This window comes from Candidatus Phytoplasma gossypii (assembly GCF_030586975.1).
In the GTDB taxonomy this organism is placed as follows: Bacteria; Bacillota_I; Bacilli_A; order Acholeplasmatales; family Acholeplasmataceae; genus Phytoplasma; species Phytoplasma citri.
In genome coordinates, this window is sequence record NZ_JAOSIT010000068.1 from 1 (window position 1) to 1,387 (window position 1,387).

1 protein-coding gene is annotated in these 1,387 nt (G+C 16.0%); it reads right to left on the reverse strand.

The window, feature by feature from the left end:
* Nucleotides 1-336 precede the first annotated feature (336 nt).
* Nucleotides 337-1,254: a hypothetical protein gene (locus tag OC698_RS03080; RefSeq protein WP_304513224.1), complete on the reverse strand. Its 918-nt coding sequence runs from the start codon at nt 1,252-1,254 to the stop codon at nt 337-339.
* Nucleotides 1,255-1,387: the final 133 nt, after the last annotated feature.

Genomic DNA, 1,387 nt, shown 5'->3' on the forward strand with positions numbered 1-1,387 from the left:
TTAAATATAAATATAAATTTTAATATAAAAAATAAATATTTAATTCTTAATCATTCATAAAAATAAATATTAATTTTGTGTTTATATCTTTAATGAATATACAATTTTAAATTATAAATTATTAAAAAATCAATTATTTAATTCAGAAATTAAATATCTAATGATTTTATTTGTATAATTAATTTTTATAAAATTATTAATTTCTTAAATAAAGATTAGATTTAATCAAAAAGGCAAATTAGCATTAAAATTAACCTTTTGAAGTTAGTTAACTTTATTAATCGGTTTAACATCTTATAGATTAATTTTAAAATAAATAATTGATATAAATAATGATTACAATTGTTGGATGTAAAAATGATTTTTAATATATTGAATATTATATTGAATTTCTTTGTAATGATTTTCTTCTATTTCATCAATTATTTTAGAAAATCTTTTTTGATTTTCTTTTTCTTTTTCGATTTCTTTATAAATATTTTCTTTTTGTTCTGTTCTTTGTATTATTTTTAATTGTATTTTTTCATGTTCTGTATCGAAATCATATTTTTTTATTTGTGGATTTATATTCGGTTTATTATTATTTGGATATAATCCCTGATTTTCTAATTTAATTAATTTTTGTAATTCATCTTCGAGTATTTTTAAATCAGGAAGAGAATTTATTTTTTTTTGTAAATAATTTATTTTTCTTTGGCTTTCATTAAACCATTTTTGCCATTTTTTTAATGATTCTTGTTTTTGTTTTATTTTTTCTTCAATATTAAATTTTGTTTTTTCCTTTTGTATAAAAATTTGATCTTCTAACGGTAAAAAAGATATTTTAGAAACATCATTATATTCAAGGTCTAAAAAATATTTTTGGATTTGTTTCCATTGATCAAAATTAATATTAGTTTTATATTTTTTTTCTTCTTGAGAATTAAATTTTTGTATTGATGATTGTGTTTTGGAATCGATTTTCATTTCTCTCGGAAAATTGGAATTTAATTTTTTTTGGAAAGAAATATCATTATTATTTTCATTATTAATTTTTTGGTCAATATAAAAAGTTTTATCTTTCTGTTGAATATCCGATTCTTTCGTTTGTTCTAATAATTTGGAATTTATTTCTTCTGATAAATTTGAATCAGATACTTCTAAAAGAATATCACTTTTATGCTCATTATTTTTGTTAATGTATATAAAAACTATTGTAATAAATAATAAAATAATACTCAAAATGAATAAATATTTTTTACTTACATTTATCATAATAATTAATTAAATTTTTTTCTTTCTAAACAAAATAATAAAAATAATTTATATTTTTACTTTTTTATAATTATAATAACTAATTATTATACATCGATTTTTTTGTATTTGATGTAACAAAATCATTTTTTAT